The organism is Vagococcus hydrophili, assembly GCF_011304195.1.
Lineage (GTDB): Bacteria > Bacillota > Bacilli > Lactobacillales > Vagococcaceae > Vagococcus > Vagococcus hydrophili.
This window is the reverse complement of record NZ_CP049887.1, coordinates 2,815,781-2,836,538: the sequence shown is the minus strand read 5'-3', so window position 1 is coordinate 2,836,538 and position 20,758 is coordinate 2,815,781. Positions and strand designations below refer to the sequence as shown.

Annotated in this window: 17 protein-coding genes; 14 read left to right on the top strand and 3 right to left on the bottom strand. The window is 35.8% G+C overall.

Annotation, left to right across the window (positions count from 1 at the left end; all coding sequences use genetic code 11):
- The first annotated feature begins 253 nt into the window (after positions 1-253).
- Complete coding sequence (locus G7082_RS13915) at positions 254-1,210, top strand: Gfo/Idh/MocA family protein (RefSeq protein ID WP_166035804.1); 957 nt, start codon at positions 254-256, stop codon at positions 1,208-1,210.
- 20 nt (positions 1,211-1,230) lie between these two features.
- Positions 1,231-2,319 (top strand): M42 family metallopeptidase, encoded by a 1,089-nt coding sequence (locus G7082_RS13910; RefSeq protein ID WP_166035803.1) that lies wholly within the window; start codon positions 1,231-1,233, stop codon positions 2,317-2,319.
- 43 nt (positions 2,320-2,362) lie between these two features.
- On the opposite strand, the gene G7082_RS13905 is transcribed toward G7082_RS13910, so the two are convergent.
- Together G7082_RS13905 and G7082_RS13900 are read right to left on the bottom strand one after the other, a co-directional pair.
- A complete protein-coding gene (locus tag G7082_RS13905) occupies positions 2,363-3,019 on the bottom strand; it encodes an amino acid ABC transporter permease (protein ID WP_166035802.1) in 657 nt (218 codons plus the stop codon).
- Between the two features lie 5 nt (positions 3,020-3,024).
- Positions 3,025-3,855, bottom strand: coding sequence for a transporter substrate-binding domain-containing protein (locus tag G7082_RS13900; protein ID WP_166035801.1), 831 nt, complete (start codon positions 3,853-3,855; stop codon positions 3,025-3,027).
- 246 nt (positions 3,856-4,101) lie between these two features.
- On the opposite strand from G7082_RS13900, the gene truB reads away from it, so the two are divergent.
- The 3 genes from truB to hemW are packed head-to-tail and all read left to right on the top strand — an operon-like array spanning position 4,102 to position 7,115.
- On the top strand, positions 4,102-5,019 hold the full coding sequence (gene truB, locus G7082_RS13895; protein WP_166035800.1) for a tRNA pseudouridine(55) synthase TruB: 918 nt from the start codon (positions 4,102-4,104) through the stop codon (positions 5,017-5,019).
- A gap of 12 nt (positions 5,020-5,031) precedes the next feature.
- The gene (gene ribF, locus G7082_RS13890) at positions 5,032-5,982 is read left to right on the top strand and encodes a riboflavin biosynthesis protein RibF (RefSeq protein ID WP_166035799.1); all 951 of its coding nucleotides are present in this window, start codon (positions 5,032-5,034) and stop codon (positions 5,980-5,982) included.
- Positions 5,982-7,115 (top strand): radical SAM family heme chaperone HemW, encoded by a 1,134-nt coding sequence (gene hemW / locus G7082_RS13885; protein ID WP_166035798.1) that lies wholly within the window; start codon positions 5,982-5,984, stop codon positions 7,113-7,115. The genes ribF and hemW overlap by 1 nt, the downstream gene beginning before the upstream one ends.
- Positions 7,116-7,446: 331 nt before the next feature.
- On the opposite strand, the gene G7082_RS13880 is transcribed toward hemW, so the two are convergent.
- Positions 7,447-8,973 carry a YfcC family protein gene (locus G7082_RS13880; RefSeq protein ID WP_166035797.1) on the bottom strand — a complete coding sequence of 509 codons (1,527 nt, stop codon included), beginning with the start codon at positions 8,971-8,973 and terminating at the stop codon, positions 7,447-7,449.
- A gap of 278 nt (positions 8,974-9,251) precedes the next feature.
- Here G7082_RS13880 and hrcA point away from each other — a divergent pair, with 278 nt between their 5' ends.
- From hrcA to gndA, 9 genes are all read left to right on the top strand, one after another.
- Positions 9,252-10,298, top strand: a complete 1,047-nt coding sequence (gene hrcA / locus G7082_RS13875) for a heat-inducible transcriptional repressor HrcA (RefSeq protein ID WP_166035796.1) — start codon at positions 9,252-9,254, stop codon at positions 10,296-10,298.
- A 14-nt stretch (positions 10,299-10,312) separates the two neighbouring features.
- Positions 10,313-10,828, top strand: a complete 516-nt coding sequence (gene grpE / locus G7082_RS13870; protein WP_166035795.1) for a nucleotide exchange factor GrpE — start codon at positions 10,313-10,315, stop codon at positions 10,826-10,828.
- A 28-nt stretch (positions 10,829-10,856) separates the two neighbouring features.
- Positions 10,857-12,686: a molecular chaperone DnaK gene (gene dnaK, locus G7082_RS13865; protein ID WP_166035794.1), complete on the top strand. Its 1,830-nt coding sequence runs from the start codon at positions 10,857-10,859 to the stop codon at positions 12,684-12,686.
- A gap of 140 nt (positions 12,687-12,826) precedes the next feature.
- The gene (gene dnaJ, locus G7082_RS13860; protein ID WP_166035793.1) at positions 12,827-13,996 is read left to right on the top strand and encodes a molecular chaperone DnaJ; all 1,170 of its coding nucleotides are present in this window, start codon (positions 12,827-12,829) and stop codon (positions 13,994-13,996) included.
- A 224-nt stretch (positions 13,997-14,220) separates the two neighbouring features.
- Positions 14,221-15,159 carry a metal ABC transporter substrate-binding protein gene (locus tag G7082_RS13855; RefSeq protein ID WP_166035792.1) on the top strand — a complete coding sequence of 313 codons (939 nt, stop codon included), beginning with the start codon at positions 14,221-14,223 and terminating at the stop codon, positions 15,157-15,159.
- A 132-nt stretch (positions 15,160-15,291) separates the two neighbouring features.
- The gene (alsS, locus tag G7082_RS13850) at positions 15,292-17,013 is read left to right on the top strand and encodes an acetolactate synthase AlsS (protein WP_166035791.1); all 1,722 of its coding nucleotides are present in this window, start codon (positions 15,292-15,294) and stop codon (positions 17,011-17,013) included.
- A 12-nt stretch (positions 17,014-17,025) separates the two neighbouring features.
- Entirely contained in the window at positions 17,026-17,736 is a 711-nt protein-coding gene (gene budA, locus G7082_RS13845; RefSeq protein WP_166035790.1) for an acetolactate decarboxylase, read from the top strand.
- 353 nt (positions 17,737-18,089) lie between these two features.
- Positions 18,090-18,992 (top strand): DMT family transporter, encoded by a 903-nt coding sequence (locus G7082_RS13840; protein WP_166035789.1) that lies wholly within the window; start codon positions 18,090-18,092, stop codon positions 18,990-18,992.
- Between the two features lie 99 nt (positions 18,993-19,091).
- Entirely contained in the window at positions 19,092-20,519 is a 1,428-nt protein-coding gene (gndA, locus tag G7082_RS13835; protein ID WP_166035788.1) for an NADP-dependent phosphogluconate dehydrogenase, read from the top strand.
- The last annotated feature ends 239 nt before the right edge of the window (positions 20,520-20,758 follow it).

Genomic DNA, 20,758 nt, shown 5'->3' with positions numbered 1-20,758 from the left:
ACTGGAGAAAATAAAAAATAATTCGTGCTTTTTGAATTAATTTTTATTTTTGAAGTTGTCGTAGGAGTTGCCTTTTGAATCCGGACTACAATAGAGTGAATAAGAAATCGTTTTGCTCCGAGTAATTGGAGGACAGATTTTTAATACCGTAAGAGATTGACACCTGTCAGTCTCTTTTTTTACTTTTAAGCAAAAATTACTTAAAATAAATATCTAGTGTGATAGAATGTATAAATAATAAGGAGGGATTCATTTGATTAAAAAAATAGGTATTGTGGGAACGGGAGATATTGCCAAGCAGTTTGCCACACAACTTGATAAAAATAAATACGAGATTGTTTCCATGTTTAATCATCGAGAAACATCATTAATCCCTTTTGCTAAAGAAAATGGTGTGATAAACTATACGACTGATTACACAGAGTTTTTAGGGAATAAAGAGTTAGAGTGTGTCTACATTGGAACACCTAACCAAACACATTATGCCTATGCTAAACAAGCTTTAGAAGCTGGAAAGCATGTTTTATGTGAGAAAGTTATGGTGCTATCAGGTGAACAGGCGAAAGAGTTATTTGAATTAGCCAAATCTAAAAATTTAGTTTTATTGGAAGCAGTGACGTTGTTTTACATGCCCATGTATCATGAAGTTAAAAAACTGATTGCTGCTGGTGAGCTAGGTAAAATAAGCAATGCTAGTGTGATTTTTGGTAGTTGTAAAGAATATGATCCAACCAATCGCTTCTTTTCTAAAGAATTAGGCGGAGGTGCTTTATTTGATATAGGAACGTATGCTTTGTCTGCGGCTGTTTATTTACTAGGTACAGAGTTAAACTTTGTGACTAGCGACGTTGAACTTGCCCCAACTGGTGTGGATGAAAAATCCATAACACTACTTAAAACTTCAGAGGGGATTCAAGCAAGTGTGATGATTTCATTTAGAGGCAAAATGCCAAAACAAGTCGTTTTGACAGGTGATAATGGCTTCTTGAAAATAGATGACTTTCCTAGAGCAGAAGAGGGAACTATTTTTTACAATGATGGTCAAACAAAAGTCATTAATCTAGGTAATGGAAGAGACGTCTTCACCTACGAAATGGATTTATTAAATGACTACGCTGCTGGAAAAATTGAAGGAATTGATACAAGAGAAGTAACAGAACATGTCATTTCATTAATGGATGAAATGCGTGCTTCTTGGGGAATTAACTAAAAAAGGGATAGGTGTTAAGTATGAAAAAAGAGCAAGCAATCGAAAATATTATTAATCTATCAAATTTATATGGTGTCTCAGGTTTTGAAGATGATGTGGTGAACTATGTCAGAAAAGAATGGAACACTTTAGGTGAAACAGATACAGACGGCATTAAGAATTTGTATTTGAATGCATCGACTAAAGATACTTCTAAACTAAGAGTTCAACTGGATGCTCATAGTGATGAAGTGGGATTTATTGTGCAAGCGATTAAACCTAATGGACTGTTGCAATTTTTAACTTTAGGCGGCTGGGTTCCTAGTAATATTGCGGCTCAAAAAGTTAAAGTTAAAAATACTAAAGGTGAGTACATTCAAGGAATAGTTACGAGTAAACCACCTCATTTTATGTCAGAGGAAGAACGTGCTAAAGGACTTAGTATTGCTTCTCTATCGATTGATATTGGAGCAAAATCTAAAGAAGATGCGGAAAAACGTTTTTCAGTTAGAATGGGTTGTCCTGTGATTCCTGATGTAGTTTGTGAGTGCAATCAAGAGACCAACCTATTTTTAGGTAAAGGATTTGACTGTCGAATTGGTGTGGCCTGTATGATGGATGTTTTAGATGAAGTCAAAGAAGAGAAACTGCCTTTTGAACTGGTCAGTACGTTAACTGCTCAAGAAGAAGTTGGCTTGCGTGGAGCTGAAGTCGCGGCTAAAAAAGTTGCTGCTGATTTAGCCATTGTTTTTGAAGGCTGTCCAGCTGATGATACCTCCTCAGAAGATTATATGATTCAATCAGCTTTGGGAGAAGGTCCAATGTTGCGTTATTTTGATGTGTCTATGATTACTAATCCTGAATTTCAAAATCATGTCATTGATTTAGCTGAAAAACATAATATCCCACTTCAAGTATCTGTGAGAAGTGGTGGTGGTACGAATGGCGCATCCTTTAATCGTTACAACGGAGCACCTGCGATTGTAGTGGGAATACCTGTTAGATACGCTCATACCCATCATTGTTATGTGGATTATCATGATTATGAAGCGGCTAAAAAATTGATAGTGACGTTGTTAAGAGAGTTAGATGAAGAGATGTTGATGAAGTTAGTGAAGCCTTTGGGGTAAAAGAAAAGATGAGAGAACTGTTTAAGGTTTCTCTCATCTTTTTTTACGTCAAATACTCAAACTGTTTTTCCAATCTCTTCTGCAACGACCCTATCACCAAACAAATTCCCCAATAAATAAGTGCCACTAAAACATACATGGTCATGAAATCAAATTCACGTCCGCCAACGATTTTAGCTTTTTGGAAGATGTCTGGCACTGTAATCATGGCTGCTAGAGAAGAGCCTTTAACAATATCCATCGCCACATTTCCAAGTGAAGGAATCGCAATTCTTAAAGCTTGAGGAAAAATAATATCTTTCATGGTTACTATATAAGATAGCCCTAATGCTTTAGAAGCCTCCCATTGCCCTGGATCAACACCAGAAATAGCTCCTCGGTAAATTTCTGCCAAGAAAGCACTACTTGTTAAAGAGAAACAAATAATCGCTGCTTGAATCGGTGGCAGTTGAATAGGCATCCCAAAGTACAAAATAAAAAGCAAAACAAGGGATGGTGTTCCTCTTAAGAAGGAAAGATAAACCTTAATAACAGTTCGAATGACTGGAATATCAAGTAAACTAATTGAAGTTAGTAAAATTCCTAGTAAGTTACCAATCATAAAGGAAGCCAAACTAATCAGAATAGTATAAGGCAATCCTTCTAAAACAAAGGGAATCGAATCAACTAGTAGTTTAAAATCAATACTAGGCATATACATGATAATTACTCTTCAATCTTAATATCTTCAGCAATTTTCACATCAGGTTTAACGGAAACGTCAGCACCAAAGAACTCTTTAGAAATTTTTGCTAAGGTGCCATCTTTTTTCATTTCACCTAATGTAACATCAATTTCTTTTTTCAGTTCCGTATTTTCTTTGCTAAATAATAAACCATTTTCTGTTGGGTTAAAGTATAAATCATCTAAAATCATTACAGGAATATCAGGTAAAGCGCCTACTGACATTTTTTGTAAGTAGTAATCATTTAAAATGACATCAGTACGACCGTTTGCCACATCTGTTAAATATTGATCGTTAGTAGCGTTATCATAACTCACTAATTCAGCACCATATTTTTCGGCGATTTTCATGTAGTTAGTTGTCGCTTCACCTGCTGATTTTTTACCTTTTAAATCTTCGAAAGATTTAATACCAGATTGATCTGATTTTCTAACAATCATACTACCAAATGAATATTTAAGTGGTTCAGATAAAATAAATTTTTTCTTACGGCTATCACTTAAAGAAAAATCGTTAGCAGCAAAATCAGCTGAGCCTTTTTGAACGGATGTTAGCATGCCGTCTACATTGTACTCTTTGAACGTTACTTTTTTATCCATACGTTTTGCGACCTCTTTAACCACTTCGATATCATAACCTGTTAGTTCGTTTTTATCATTGTAGTAAGAAGCTGGAAATAGAGTACCTGATGTTGCTACAACCCATTCTTTTTTCTCCTTAGCAGGTTCTTTACTTTCTTTTTTAGGGGTACAAGCCGCAAATAAACTTAAACTTAAAATAAGGGTTGAAACTAATAATCCGATTTTTTTCACAAATAAATTCCTCTCTTATGTACCATTCTTTTTGTTAAATACTCAATGATTATAGGCAAATTTAAAGAGATGAGGTATTGTTTTGATTTATTCTCTTTTAAGTTTATTGTGAAAGGTCGCTACTACAAGGTTCTTAAAATGAAAATAAAACAAAATTGTTTTTATAGCTATTTTGAGTGCTTGTTTTTTAGGGATAAAAATATGGTATAATGTCAAAGTATATTTAAGGAATAGGAGCATGTGTAGATGGAAGGAATAATTCCTGTATGGAAGCCTCGTGGCATGACAAGTCATGATTGTGTCTTCAAATTAAGAAAAATATTAAAGACTAAAAAAGTAGGTCATAGTGGGACGTTAGATCCTGATGTAGATGGGGTTTTACCGATTTGTGTTGGCAAGGCAACGAAAGTGATTGAGTACATTCAAGATTCGAATAAAATTTATCTAGGTGAAGTGACCCTTGGCTTTTCAACTGAAACCGAAGATGTGAGTGGGGCAGTTGTAGAAACGACCCCTGTTTTAACTGAAATTTCAACTAAGAAAATTGACGAAATGATGAAAGAAATGACTGGTGAGATTACGCAAATACCACCTATGTATTCAGCGGTTAAAGTCAATGGACGTAGATTATATGAATACGCAAGAAACGGTGAAACGGTGGAGCGTCCTGAAAGAAAAGCGATGATTTACTCTTTTAACCGGACGACAGAACCCGTTTTTGATGCTGATCTACAACAACAAAAATGGTCATTTGAAGTCGATTGTGGTAAAGGAACGTATGTCAGAACGTTGGCAGTTGATACAGGTAAAAAATTAGGATATGCCGCTCACATGTCTGATTTAACTCGAATCAAAAGTGGTGGTTTCACTAAAGACGAATGTTTTACGATTGAAGAAATTGCCCTTTTAATGGATTTAGAGCGCCAAGAGACATTTTTACATCCCCTTGAACTCGGTGTGAAAGATTTTCCACGAGTGGATCTGTCGGATGAAAAGTATCAAGGTGTTAGAAATGGTTCAGTTCTACCAGAAGACTTTTTTGAAAATGTGGTCGTTGATGAGCCGATTGCTTTGTTTTATCAAGGAAAAATTGTTAGTATTTATGGGAAGCATCCAACAAAAAGTGGGTTGTTAAAACCAATTAAAGTTTTACGCAACGATTAAAGGGGAAAAAACATGCAAGTAATAGAAATACATCATCCATATAAAGAGAATCAAATTCCTAATGAAGAAGTCGTTTTAGTTTTAGGCTTTTTTGATGGAGTTCATTTAGGTCATCAAAAAGTGATTGAAACAGCAAAAATAGAAGCTAAAAAACGTGGATCTAAGCTAGCTGTGATGACGTTTAATCATCATCCATCTGTTGTTTTTCAAAAAGTTGATCATAAAACAATGAAATATATTACCACGGTAGAACAAAAAATCAACCGCATGGAAGCAATCGGCGTGGATATCCTGTACGTGATTGAGTTTACTTCGGCATTTGCGAGTCTGAAACCACAGGACTTTGTGGATCAATACATTGTTGGTTTACACGCTAAAGTGGCAGTTGCTGGTTTTGATTATACGTACGGTAAAGCTGATGTGGCTAGTATGAGCCAATTGCCAAACTATGCCAACGCTCGTTTTGAAGTGATTGAAGTCCCTCAACAAAAACAGGGTGAGGATAAAATCAGTTCAACCAACATACGAAAAATGATGGCAGAAGGCAACATGGAAGGCGCTAATCAGTTTCTTGGTTACACTTACGAATTATCAGGTATGGTAATGCACGGAGATAAACGTGGTCGTACCCTAGGTTTTCCAACGGCTAATATCAAAGTACCTCATCACTCACTTCTTCCAGTGGGTGGCGTTTATGCAGTGAAAATCAAGGTAGCCAATACTTGGTACAATGGTATGGCGCAAATTGGTTATAACATTACTTTTGAAAAAAATCGTCCGATGACCATTGAAGTGAATATTTTAGATTTCAATGAAGATATTTACGGGGAGCAAGTTTCTGTTCAGTGGTGCCATTATTTACGTGAAGAGATGAAATTTGACGGTATCGAAGGTCTAGTGAAGCAATTAAATCAAGATGAAACAGATACTCGTGATTATTTTGCTAAACAAGGTGAGCTGTAATGACGTCAGCTTATATTCACATTCCTTTTTGTGAACATATTTGTTTCTATTGTGACTTCAATAAAGTTTTTCTTGAAGGGCAACCAGTAGATGAATATATTCAAGCTCTTATTAAAGAAATTAGACTAACTAAGGAAAAATATCCTTCAGAAGATACTGAAACAATTTATATTGGTGGGGGAACACCAACTTCTCTTTCTGCCGCTCAATTAGATGCTTTATTAAAAGGAGTCAGAGAAGAACTACCGTTTGACGATAAAAATGAATTTACAGTCGAGGCGAATCCTGGTGATTTAACCTTAGAAAAGCTTCAAGTGTTACAGAACTATGGTGTCAATCGTTTATCCATGGGGGTTCAATCTTTTGATGATCGTCTGCTTAAAAAAATTGGACGTAAACATTCAGCACAAGATGTTTATGACACGATGAAAATTTTTGATATCGCCGATTTTAGAAATGTCAGTATTGATTTGATTTTTGCTTTGCCTAATCAAACCTTAGAGAATTTTGAAGATACCCTAGATAAGGCGTTATCTTTGGATTTACCTCATTATTCAATGTACTCATTGATTTTAGAGAATAAGACCATGTTTTACAATTGGGCAAGACAAGGGCGTTTACATCTTCCGGGAATTGATGTTGAAGGTGATATGTTTGAGATGGCTATTGAAAAAATGACGAAAGCTGGCAGACATCAGTATGAAGTCAGCAACTTTGCTAAGCCAGGCATGGAAAGTCGTCATAACTTAGTTTATTGGAACAATGAGCATTATTACGGGCTTGGTGCTGGGGCGAGTGGTTATTTAGGAAATGTTCGCTATAAAAATCACGGTCCGATTCAACATTATTTAGAGCCTTTAAGAGAAGATAAATTGCCAACGATTACAGTTGATACGTTAACAAAAACCAATCAAATGGAAGAACAAATGTTTTTAGGTCTTCGAAAAATTGAAGGGATTTCGATTCAACATTTTGAAGATAAATTTGGTTCTTCATTAGATAGCGTTTATGGACAAACCATTGAGAAATTAATTCTGGATGAAATGTTGTTTAAATCAGGAGATAAGTTAGCTTTAACTGATAAAGGTCTGATTTTAGGGAATGAAGTTTTTAAAGAATTTTTAATATCATAATAAAAAGGTTTAGGAAGTAAAGTGAAAACTTAATTCCTAAACCTTCTTTGTTAATACTTGGAGCAAAACGCCTTTTTCATCACGCTGTGTAGTCCGGAATAAAAAATCTGCTCCTTCGGTAACTTCAGGAATGACTAATAATCCAAAAAGCGCGGATTATTAGTCATTCCTTCCAGTTACTCGGAGCAAAACGATTTTTTATTCACTCTATGTAGTCCGGATTCAAAAGGCAGCTCCTACGGCAGTTTCAGAAACTAAAATCAATTCAAAGAGCACGAATTGTTTTTAATTTCTTCCAACTGCTTGGAGCAAAACGCCTTTTTCATCACGCTTATAAATAAACACCTATCGCCAATAATATAATAGAAACAATAGCAATAGCGATCATTAGTTTCATGACGAATTTTACCCATTTATCAAAGGTGATTTCAACCATAGCAAGTGATGCTAGGACTAATCCGGTTGGGGCGATAAATGAAATGATTCCTTGTCCCCAGTTATAGGCATCAATTACAAGAGCACGGTCTACATTAACGACATCTGCTAATGGTGCCATAATTGGCATAGACAATACCGCAAGTCCAGAAGATGATGGAATAAAGAAGCCTAGTAAGATGTAAACAAAGTATAAAACGGTTGTAAAGACTGGCCCTTTCATACTCGAAACGCCATTACTTAATTGATACATCAATGTGTCACTAATCATGGCATTTTCCATGATAATAGTTACTCCACGAGCTAAGGCAATAACTAAAGCAACGCTTAGTAATTCACTAGCGCCAGTAACAAATTCACCAACGAAAGTTTTTTCATTCAAGCCAGAAATTAACGCTAGGATAAAGGTGATTAATAGGAATAATGAAGAAATTTCAACGAACATCCAGTTTAATTCTTTTACCCCGTAAACCATGACAACAAAACCTAAAGCAAAAATAATTAACATTAATTTTTTTCTTAAATCAAAAACAGGTATTTCTGCATCCGTGTCACTGTGTAAGAATTTTTTCTCTAACATTTCTTTTTGATCATAAATAAGGGATGTTTCAGGATTTTTACGTACTCTCTCAGCGTAACGAACAGTATAGGCAATACACATTAGAGTTCCGATGATTAACATTGCAAGACGTAAGCCCATTCCATCGGTAAACGTAACCCCTGCTGTATTACTAGCAATAACGATTGAAAATGGATTGACCGTTGAACCAAGTGTTCCAATACAACTTCCTAAGTAAATAGTAGCGATGGCAACGAGAGCGTCATATCCTGCTGCAATAAAAATCGGTACTAAAATTGGATAAAAGGCAATGGTTTCTTCAGCTAAACCAAAAGTTGTTCCTCCAATTGAAATTAATGTCATTGTTAAAATGATTAACCACTTTTCACGGCCATTTAATTTTTTGGACAGAGAATTCATTCCCGCAGCAAATGCCCCGGTTTTATTAATGATACCAATGATCCCCCCAAGAATAAGAACAAAGGTGATAACACTAATACTTTCTTCTAGTCCTTGAATCGGTGCGTTTAGAAATTCTTTAACTGCCCCGAAGAAACCATGATTTTCACGTTCTAATTCTTCATAGGAGTTAGGAATTGCGACAGGTTTATAGACTGAACCGTCTTTAAACTTATCGAGATTTGTGTTGATACCGTATTTATCAAGAGTAGCTTGGTTGCCGGGTTCAACACTTGTTTCGCCTTTGGGTTCAGTTAGAACAAATTCTTTTTTGTCCATGTCGTAACTTAAGGTAGCGTACTTACCAGCGGGGATGAAATAAGTTAAAATCATCACTAATAATAATACCAACAAAATAACCGTGTAAGCACTTGGAAAACTAAACTTTTTCTTTTCTTTTGCCATTGAAACTGCCTCCTTAATATTTATTTAATAATTATATCTAATTTTTATGGAGTATGAGTTGATTTGGAAAATCCGTTTAAAATCACATGTGAAAAGGCTTAACTTATAAATAGAAGTTCTGTCTTAATTCTCATAATCATAAAAATTAGCACTCGAAAGATAAGAGTGCTAAAAAAATGATGGATTATTGTTGACAATAAAATTATAACTTGATATATTAGTAAATGTAGTTAGCACTTAGTAAATAAGAGTGCTAATGTAAAAAGAAGGTGATGATAATGTTAAGTGATAGACAACTCGCTATTTTACATTTACTGGTAAAAATTTATACAGAGACTGGTATTCCAGTAGGCTCTAAAACGTTAATGAATGAAGGGATTAAAGCAAGTTCTGCGACGATCAGAAATGATTTAGTGAAGTTAGAAGAACTAGAGCTTATTCAAAAAACACATTCATCTTCAGGACGAGTTCCTTCTATAAAAGGGTATCGTTATTATGTGGATCATTTAATGCAACCTGCTGAAATATCCCAAAATGAGATTGTTAAGATTCGTCAATTGCTAGATAGAAGATACAATGCGACGAATGAGATTATCGAACAATCTGCTAATATTTTATCTGACTTAACTAGCTATACAGCATTTTCCTTAGGTCCAGAAGTTAAAGAACGCAGATTAACAGGTTTTAGGATTGTCCCTCTTAATCGGAATCAATTGATTGCGATTATCGTGACGGACCAAGGTTATGTAGAGAGCCAAGTTTTTTCAATTCCTGAAACAATTAGTTCTGAGGATATTGAGAAAATGACGCGCATCATTAATGATCGTTTAGTAGGCGAGAGTTTACTAACGGTGTACCACAAGTTAAGAACAGAAATTCCTTTAGTTTTACAAAGGTATTTCTCCAATTCATCACACGTCTTGTACTTGTTCGAAGAAGTTTTTAATCAAGCTTTTGATGATCAAGTTTACATTAGTGGTGGTATGAATTTACTTGATTCAGGGATGTTAAATGATATCTCAGAATTTAAATCCATTTATTCGTTAATTAGTGATTCGGATCAGTTAACCGAACTATTATTGCCTGATACAACAGGGATTGATATTCGTATTGGTAACGAGATTCCCAATGAATTACTTTTAAATATGAGTTTAATCACTGCTTCTTATGAAGTGCCGCAACATGGTAAAGGCGTGATTGCTCTGTTAGGACCAACCAGTATGTCCTATTCAAAACTATTAGGCTTAGTTAATGTCTTTACAGATGAGTTATCAGGTCACTTGGATTCGTATTACCGAGGCTTAGATAATTCAATTAGGAATTAAGCATTTGAAAGGAGATGGATGATTTGAAGAAAGAAGAAATTGAAGAACTTGAAAACGAAGAAGCATCTACTGAAGTAACAGAAGAAATTTCAGTTGAAGAAACGTTAAAACAAGAATTAAGTGACATGGAGGACAAGTTCCTACGTGCCCAAGCTGAGATTGTTAACATGCGTAATCGTAATAACAAAGAACGTGAGGATGCTGCCAAGTATCGTGCACAAAACTTAGCAACAGGATTACTTAATTCATTAGATAACCTGGATCGTGCTCTTGAAATTGAAACACAAGACGAAGGCATGAAAAAAGGGATTGAGATGGTAAGAGAAGGAATGATTCACGCGTTAAAAGAAGCCAATGTTGAAGAAATTCAAGCATTAGGTGAAACGTTTGATCCTAATAAACATCAAGCGGTACAAACATTACCAGCATCTGAAGGTCAAGCTGCAGATGAAATAATCCAAGTATTGCAAAAAGGTTATATTTTACATGACCGTGTCTTAAGACCGACAATGGTTATTGTTGCACAATAAAAAATAAAAATTAAGGGAGATTTTTAATATGAGTAAAATTATCGGAATTGATTTAGGAACAACAAACTCTGCAGTATCAGTATTAGAAGGCGGAGAAGCAAAAATTATCGCAAACCCAGAAGGAAACAGAACAACTCCTTCAGTTGTATCATTTAAAAATGGAGAAATCCAAGTCGGTGAAGTTGCTAAACGTCAAGCAGTAACTAACCCAAATACAATCGCATCTATCAAACGCCATATCGGTGAAGTTGGCTTTAAAGAAGAAGTAGAAGGAAAAACTTATACACCACAAGAAATCTCAGCAATGATTTTACAATACCTAAAAGGTTTCGCTGAAGATTACTTAGGCGAAAAAGTTGATAAAGCAGTTATCACTGTACCTGCATACTTTAATGACGCGCAACGTCAAGCAACAAAAGACGCTGGTAAAATCGCTGGTTTAGAAGTAGAACGTATTGTTAACGAACCTACTGCAGCAGCTTTAGCTTACGGTTTAGATAAAACAGATAAAGAAGAAAAAGTTTTAGTATTTGACCTTGGTGGTGGTACATTTGACGTTTCTATCCTTGAATTAGGTGACGGCGTATTCGACGTATTATCAACTGCAGGAGATAACAACTTAGGTGGGGATGACTTTGACGAAAAAATCATCGCTCATTTAGTAGAAGAATTCAAAAAAGAAAACGGCATTGATTTATCTAAAGATAAAATGGCTGTTCAACGTTTGAAAGATGCTGCTGAAAAAGCTAAAAAAGATTTATCAGGTGTAACAAGTACACAAATCAGCTTACCATTTATCACTGCTGGTGACGCTGGACCTCTTCACTTAGAATTAAACTTAACTCGTGCTAAATTTGATGAATTAACATCTGACTTAGTAGATAGAACTAAAATCCCAGTACGTCAAGCAATCAAAGATGCTGGTATCTCAATTTCTGAAATCGACGAAGTTATCTTAGTTGGTGGATCTACACGTATTCCTGCTGTTGTTGAAGCAGTACGTAAAGAAACAAACAAAGAACCAAATAAATCAGTTAACCCGGATGAAGTAGTGGCAATGGGTGCTGCTATCCAAGGTGGTGTTATCACAGGGGACGTGAAAGACGTTGTATTATTAGACGTAACACCATTATCATTAGGTATTGAAACAATGGGATCTGTATTTACTAAATTAATTGACCGTAACACGACAATTCCAACAAGTAAATCACAAGTATTCTCAACTGCTGCTGATAACCAACCGGCTGTAGATATTCATGTATTACAAGGTGAACGTCCAATGGCAACAGATAACAAAACATTAGGTCGCTTCCAATTAACAGATATTCCAGCTGCTCCACGTGGAATCCCTCAAATCGAAGTAACATTTGATATCGACAAAAACGGTATTGTTAACGTAAGTGCGAAAGATTTAGGAACTCAAAAAGAACAAACTATTACCATTAAATCATCTTCAGGTTTAACAGATGAAGAAATTGAAAAAATGGTGAAAGATGCAGAAGCTAACGCAGAAGCAGATAAAGAACGTAAAGAAGAAGTTGATTTAAGAAACGACATCGACGCTTTATTATTCTCAGTTGACAAAACTTTAGGCGAATTAGAAGGTAAAGTGGATGCTGACGAAGTGAAAAAAGCAGAAGTTGCTCGTGACGACTTAAAAGCAGCTGTTGAAGCAAATAACTTAGAAGACATGAAAGCTAAACGCGACGAATTAAACGAAATCGTTCAAGCTTTAACTGTTAAGTTATACGAACAAGCAGCACAACAAGCACAAACAGAAAACCCAGAAGCAGCTCAAGGTGGCGCTGATGATGTAGTTGATGCTGATTTTGAAGAAATCAACGACGACAAAAAATAATTAAATAGTTAATGGGGAAAAGCCAAAGCACTGCGCTTTTGGCTTTTTCTTATCATAATAAGAAAAGGTTCCGATATTTCCTGATTTATGTTATGATTTATGGGATTCTATAAGTAGAGAAAAGATGGGGGTTACACGTAATGGCAAAAAGAGATTATTATGAAGTCCTTGGTGTTCCTAAAACAGCAACGGACGACGAACTAAAAAAAGCCTATCGTAAATTATCAAAAAAATTCCATCCAGATATTAACAAAGAACCTGATGCAGAAGATAAGTTTAAAGAGCTATCAGAAGCTTTTGAAGTCTTAAGTGATTCTCAAAAAAGAGCAGCGTATGATCAATATGGTCATGCAAGTACAGATCCTAACTTTGGAGCTGGCGGCTTTGGTGGTGGCTTTGGTGATTTTGGCGGAGGCGGCAGTTTCGGTGGTTTCGAAGATATATTTGAATCATTCTTTGGTGGCGGCGGAGGAAGAAATTCTAATCCTAATGCACCGCGTCAAGGATCGGATTTACAATATACACTGGACTTAAGCTTTAATGAAGCGATTTTTGGATTAGAGAAAAGCATTCGCTATAATCGTGAAGACGATTGTGCGACATGTAATGGTTCTGGGGCGAAACCCGGAACGCAACCTGAGACATGTAGCAAGTGTCACGGTGCAGGTACTATCAATGTGGAACGTCAAACACCACTTGGTCGTATGATGAGCCGTCAAGCCTGTGATCAATGTCAAGGAACAGGTCAAACAATTAAAGATAAATGTAGTACATGTAACGGAGCCGGACGAATTGTTAAATCTCATTCTGTGAAAGTTAATGTACCAGCTGGTGTTGAAGATGGTCAACAAATGCGTTTAGCAGGTCAAGGTGAAGCAGGAAGCAATGGCGGACCTTATGGCGATCTTTATGTCGTGTTTAGAGTAGAAGAAAGTCCTATCTTTGAGAGAGATGGCTCAGAAATCTTCTACACTGAAAAAGTTACCTTTGCTCAAGCAGCATTAGGAGACGAAATTGAAGTACCAACTGTTCATGGACGAGTGAAGCTGAAAATTCCAGCAGGTACTCAAACAGGAACATCATTTAGATTAAAAGGTAAAGGTGTGCCTAAATTACGTGGTGCTGGAAACGGCGATCAACGTGTAACGGTTGTTATCGAGACACCAACTGATTTAAATGAAGAACAAAAGAAATTGTTGCGTGAATTTTCAGTAGCCAGCGGAGATAAAGCGGTGGTGGAACAAGAAGAAGGTTTTTTCGATAAAATGAAAGACGCTTTCTCATCTGGAAGTAAAAAGAAACGTAAATAGTTATCAAGTACCATCTTGCTATTCCAAATTGGAATAACAAGATGGTACTTTTTTAGGGAAAGAAGAGTACTGCTAAACGATTTAAAAAGGGTGGACAAAAATAAAAATAATTTTTTTGAAAAAAATAAAAAGTGAATGTCATAGTAAAAAACTTGCAATTAATGAAAAGATTCGCTAGAATAAACTATCTAAACAGTAGTCATTACGATTTGAAGGAGAGTTTCATGAAGAAATATTTTAGTTTAATAGTATTATTAGTTGCAACCATCACATTAGGTGCTTGTGGGGCTAAAGAAAAAAAACAATCCAATGAGGGCAAATTAAATATTGTCACAAGTTTTTATCCAATGTATGATTTTACCCAAAATATAACTAAGGATAAAGCGAATGTTAGTATGTTGATTGATGGTGGGGTTGAGCCTCATGATTATGAACCGAGTGCCAAAGATATGGCGAAAATTCAAGAAGCCGATGTCTTTATCTATAATTCCAATGAGATGGAAACATGGGTTGAAACAGTATTGAAAAATATTGATACAACAAAAGTTAAAGTGATTGAGGCAAGTAAGGGGATTGAACTCTTAGAAGCCAGTCATTCAGAGGAAAAGGAAGAAGGACATGAAGGGCACGACCATTCAGGGGCTCATGATCCACACGTTTGGTTAAGTCCGAAACTTGCGAGTAAAGAAGCAATGACTATTTCTGAAGGAATCATGGAAGTTGATTCTAAAAATAAAGATTTCTATGAAAAAAATACCAAAGAATATACAGGTAAACTGGCTAATCTAGACAATGACTACCAAATAGCATTTAAGGGTGCTAAGAGTCGCCAATTTGTTACGCAGCATACGGCATTTTCTTACTTAGCTCATGAGTATGATTTAAAGCAAGTTCCTATTTCAGGGATTTCTCCTGACCAAGAGCCAACTCCAAAAGAGTTAAAAGGAATCGAAGACTTTGTTAAAAAAGAAAAAATTGAAGTGATTTATACGGAAAGTTCTGCTTCTCCTAAGATTGCTAAGACAATCTCTAGTGCAACTGGAGCAAGTTTAGCTGTTTTAAATCCAATGGAAAGTGTGTCAAAAAAAGATCGTGAAAAGGGTGAAGATTATCTGTCAATCATGACTCAAAATCTTGAATCCTTAAAACAATCGGTTAAATAAAACGAAATTGTTTTCATAAAAAAGACAGGAAGCTTATTATCTTAGTGTTTAGGATAGTGGGTTTCTTTTTTTGAAAATAATAAGGTGATTTATGAAACAAAATGAACTTTTCGTGCTATAATCTATTTATAAATGAAAAACAGTTTTAGAAAACTGTATCAATATAAAAAGAAGAAAGAAGATGTTAATGTGAAATCAGTTGGTAAACAAGGTAGTCATACTGTAGTAGATAGTTTGAAAAAACATGGTGTGGATTATGTCTTTGGTATTCCAGGAGCTAAAATTGATGGCGTTTTTGATGCTTTAGTAGATGATGGTCCAGAGTTAATTGTGACAAGACATGAGCAAAATGCCGCATTTATGGCTCAAGGAATTGGACGTTTAACTGGGAAACCAGGCGTGGTTATTGCAACAAGTGGACCTGGTGCCAGTAATTTAGCAACGGGCTTAGTGACAGCAACTGCTGAGGGAGATCCTGTTTTAGCGATTGCAGGACAAGTTAAGCGAAGTGATTTATTGAAACTTACTCATCAAAGTATGGATAACGCAGCACTTTTTAAACCAATTACTAAGTACAGTGCAGAGATTCAAGACCCTGAAACCATTTCTGAAATTATGGCGAATGCCTTTCGCTTAGCAACTTCTTCTAAACAAGGGGCAAGCTTTATCAGTATTCCCCAAGACGTGGTGGATGCTGATGTGAGTGATCAAAGTATTAAAGTGTTAAAAGATCCTAGACTGGGAGTAGCTAGAGCAGATGATGTTGCTGAATTAGTCAAAAAGATTGAGGAAGCACAATTACCAGTTTTACTTGTTGGGATGAGAGCTTCTAGTGAAGAAGTCACTCAAACTATTCGCACTTTGGTAGAAAAAACTGGCTTACCTGTCGTTGAAACTTTCCAAGCAGCTGGTGTTATTTCCCGTGAGTTAGTAGGGCATTTCTTTGGTCGCATTGGGCTATTTAGAAATCAACCAGGAGATGCTTTACTAAAAAGAAGTGATTTAGTGATTGCCGTTGGTTATGATCCAATTGAATATGAAGCTCGCAATTGGAATGCTGAAAAGGATGCGAAGATTGTCGTGATTGATGATACCCCAGCGGAAATTGACGGCTATATGCAACCAGAAGATGAACTAATTGGAGATATTTCAGGGAATCTTGACTTATTAACGAAAGGTTTATCAGGAGATCAAACAACAGACGAAGCTAAACTTTACTTGAATTACTTGAAAAGCCGTTTAGATGAACGAGATACGTTTAAAGCTGAGAGTCAAGAAGGGTTGGTTCATCCTTTAGAAGTCATTAATGTTCTTCAAGAAAAAACGGATGATTCTATGACCGTCACTGTGGATGTGGGTAGTCATTATATTTGGATGGCTCGTCACTTTAAGAGCTATGAACCGCGCCATTTATTATTTAGTAACGGAATGCAAACACTAGGTGTGGCACTTCCTTGGGCGATTTCAGCGGCTCTTGTTAGACCAGAAACACAAATAATTTCAGTCTCAGGTGATGGTGGTTTCTTGTTTTCATCTCAAGACTTAGAAACAGCGGTTAGAAAAAATTTAAATATTATCCATTTAATTTGGAACGATGGCCATTATAATATGGTAGAGTTTCAAGAAGAAATGAAATATGCTCGTTCTTCTGGTGTGGAACTTGGACCTGTTGATTTTGTGAAATATGCAGAAAGTTTTGGCGCTTTAGGCTTGCGTGCCACAAGTAAAGCAGAGTTAGAAGCAGCTATTGAAAAAGGTATGGCTACTAAAGGACCTGTTGTGATTGATATTCCGATTGATTACAGTGATAATCCAGATTTAGGAAAATCAATATTACCAGATCAATTCTATTAAGGGGATGTTAGTATGAGTAACAAAACACTTTATCAACACGGTACATTAGGAGCTTTGATGGCTGGTTTAATGGACGGAACGAAAACTATTTCAGATTTGTTAACCTTAGGTGATTTGGGAATCGGGACACTTCATGGTTTGGACGGAGAAGTGATTATTATAAATGGTGAAGCTTATCAAGGTCGTTCAGACGGAAAGCTCATTAAACTAACAGGTGAAGAGCTAACACCTTATGCAGCGGTAACTACCTTTAAAGCAGATCGCCAAGTTATTTTAGATGAAGGACTTTATTCTGAGGAAACGTTAAATAAGATGCTAACTCACTTTAAAAGCCAAAATACCTTTTCAGCTGTAAAATTAACAGGTGTTTTCAATAAAATGCATATTAGAATAATGCCTAAACAAGAAAAACCTTACCGACGTTTAGTGGAAGTCTCAAAAATCCAACCTGAATTTACTGAGGAATACATCAAAGGTAGTCTTGTTGGTTTTTATACCCCAGCACTATTTCAAGGAGTTGCCGCAGCAGGTTTTCATTTACATTTTATTAGTGAAGACAGAACATTTGGTGGTCATGTTATTGACTTTGAATTAGGGCAAGGTGTTTTAGAAATAAGTGACATCGACGCAATGACCCAATTATTTCCTGTAAATGATACAACTTTCCTAGAAACAGAAATAGATTACGCAAATTTAGCAAGCGAAATCGAACAAGCAGAGTAAATATAGAATGATGAAATCGGCGCTTAACTCCAAGCAGCTGGAGGAGTTGCCGATTGAATCTGGACTATCTAGAGTGATGAAATCAGCGTTTAGCTTCAAGCGACTGGAGGAATAACAAAAAAATCCCGCTCTTTGGATTTATTTATTATTGTGAAGTCGTCGAAGGAGCTGCTGATTGAATCCGGACTAACTAGAGTGATGAAATTGACGTTATGCTTCAAGCGACTATTTGACCCCAAACTATATCAGAGTGAGAAATCGACTAAGAATTTTCTCATTCTGATATTTATTTTGCTTAAATTAGACGAAATGCACTATAATGAGAACTATTAGTTTAGTTGGAGGAATGGTTAATGAATAAAGCAGGAAATAAGATGAAAGGAATCATCTTAGCAATCACAGGAGCAGTATTTTGGGGTGGGTCAGGTGTATCTGCTCAGTATATTATGCAAGAAAAGGGTGTTGAAACGAGTTGGTTAGTTAGTGTTCGTATTCTTTTTGCAGGAATTTTAATTTTATGTTATCTCTATGGAACGGAGAAAAGACAGGTTTTTGCTATTCTTAAGAATAAAAAGGACTTGTTAGGGACCTTTATTTTTAGTTTTTTTGGTGTCATTTTACTACAATATTCTTTTTTTAAAGCGATTGAAGTGAGTAATGCAGCAACCGCTACAATTTTACAGTACTTATCTCCGATTTTTATTGTGATTTATTTAATTTTTGAATCGAAAAAAATCCCGAGTAAAATGAGTATGTTGAGTATTGCACTTTCTTTATTTGGAACCGCATTATTAGTAACTAAAGGAGATTTCACCACGCTTTCTATGTCACCAATGGGACTTTTCTGGGGACTTGGAGCGGGACTTTTTGGCGCGTTTTATATTATTCAGCCTAGAAAGTTAATGGCAACGTACGGTACGACGACGATTATTGGTTGGGGAATGCTAATGGGAGGATTAATGTACCAATTGTATCATCCAGTGTGGAAAGATGTGCCTAAACTTGACGGGGTAACGATTGCCTTGATTAGTTTTATAGTTGTTTTTGGAACAATATTTTCTTATATCTGTTTACTTAAAAGTACACGTTACATTCCAGCACAATTTTCAAGTTTGTTAACGTCCTTTGAACCACTCAGTTCAGCGTTATTCTCATTTTTATTTTTAAATGCGATTATTTTACCGATTGAAATTTTGAGTATGGGAATCATTATTTTTTCAGTCTTTTTACTTTCTAGAAGCCAGGATAATGAATAAAGGTAAGAATTATTTTAATTTTTCAGAAAATAGGCTATAATGAATAAGATCAAAAAATACCTAAATTAATGATGGTATTTAATTATAGGAGGTAGTTTCATGTCTAAACAACAAATTGGTGTTGTCGGAATGGCTGTAATGGGAAAAAACTTAGCATTAAATATTGAAAGTAGAGGGTATTCAGTTTCTGTCTTTAACCGTACTGGCTCAAAAACAGAAGAAGTTGTCAAAGAGCATCCTGAAAAGAAATTAGTAGCTACTTACACAATTGAAGAATTTGTGGCTTCTTTAGAAAAACCAAGACGTATTATGTTAATGGTTCAAGCAGGAAAAGCAACAGATTTAACCATTCAAAGCTTATTACCTCATTTAGATAAAGGGGATATTTTAATTGACGGAGGAAATACATTCTTCCAAGATACAATTAGACGTAACGAAGAGTTAGCTAACTCAGGAATCAACTTCATCGGAACTGGTGTATCAGGTGGAGAAGAGGGAGCTCTTAAAGGGCCTTCAATGATGCCTGGTGGACAAAAAGAAGCTTACGAATTAGTTAAACCAATCTTTGAACAAATCGCTGCTAAAGCGAAAGATGGTGAGCCATGTGTGACTTATATTGGTCCTAATGGTGCTGGACACTATGTCAAAATGGTTCATAACGGTATCGAGTATGGTGATATGCAGTTAATCGCTGAAAGTTACGATATTTTAACTCGCGTTTTAGGTTTATCAGTGGAAGAAGTTGCTGAAATCTTTACTGACTGGAATCAAGGTGAATTAGATAGCTACTTAATGGAAATCACTTCTGATATCTTAACAAGAAAAGATGATTTAGGAACAGGTCAACCGATTGTTGATGTGATTTTAGATGCGGCTGGTAATAAAGGAACTGGTAAATGGACAAGTCAAAATTCATTAGACTTAGGAACGCCACTACCACTTATTACAGAATCAGTTTATGCTAGATATATTTCTGCTCTTAAAGATGAGCGTGTGGAAGCAAGCAAAATTATTCCACAAATGGACGTTCCAGCTTACACTGGAGACAAAAAAGAACTAGTTGAAAAAATTAGACAAGCTTTATACTTTAGTAAAATTATGAGTTACGCTCAAGGTTTTGCTCAATATCGTACAGCAAGTGAAGAATATGGTTGGGATTTAAACTACGGTGAAATTGCGAAAATTTTCCGTGAGGGATGTATCATCCGTGCTCGTTTCTTACAAGAAATTACAGATGCCTATGATCGTAACCCAGAACTTAAAAACTTATTATTAGATGAGTATTTCTTAGATATTACTCAAAAATACCAACAATCAGTAAGAGATGTTGTGTCATTAGCTGTCCAATCAGGTGTGCCAACGCCAACTTTCTCTTCAGCAATTGCGTATTTTGATTCATATCGTACAGCTGATTTACCAGCTAATATTATCCAAGCTCAAAGAGATTACTTTGGTGCTCATACTTACTTACGTAAAGACCGTGAAGGGGTATTCCATTACGATTGGTACGGAGAAGATAATAAATAAATACAAAAAAACGAGACGGATGTTGATATCTGTCTCGTTTTTTTTGTACCAATTGCTCCAGTTACTCAGAGCTAAACACCTTTTTCATCCCTTTATTGAATCCAGATTCAAAGGACAATTCCTACGACAACTTCAAAAAATAAAATTAATTCAAAAAGCACGAATTATTTTTATTTTTCTCTAGTTGCTTGGAGTTAAACACCCTTTTCACCACTTTAATTAATCCGGGTTCAAAGGGC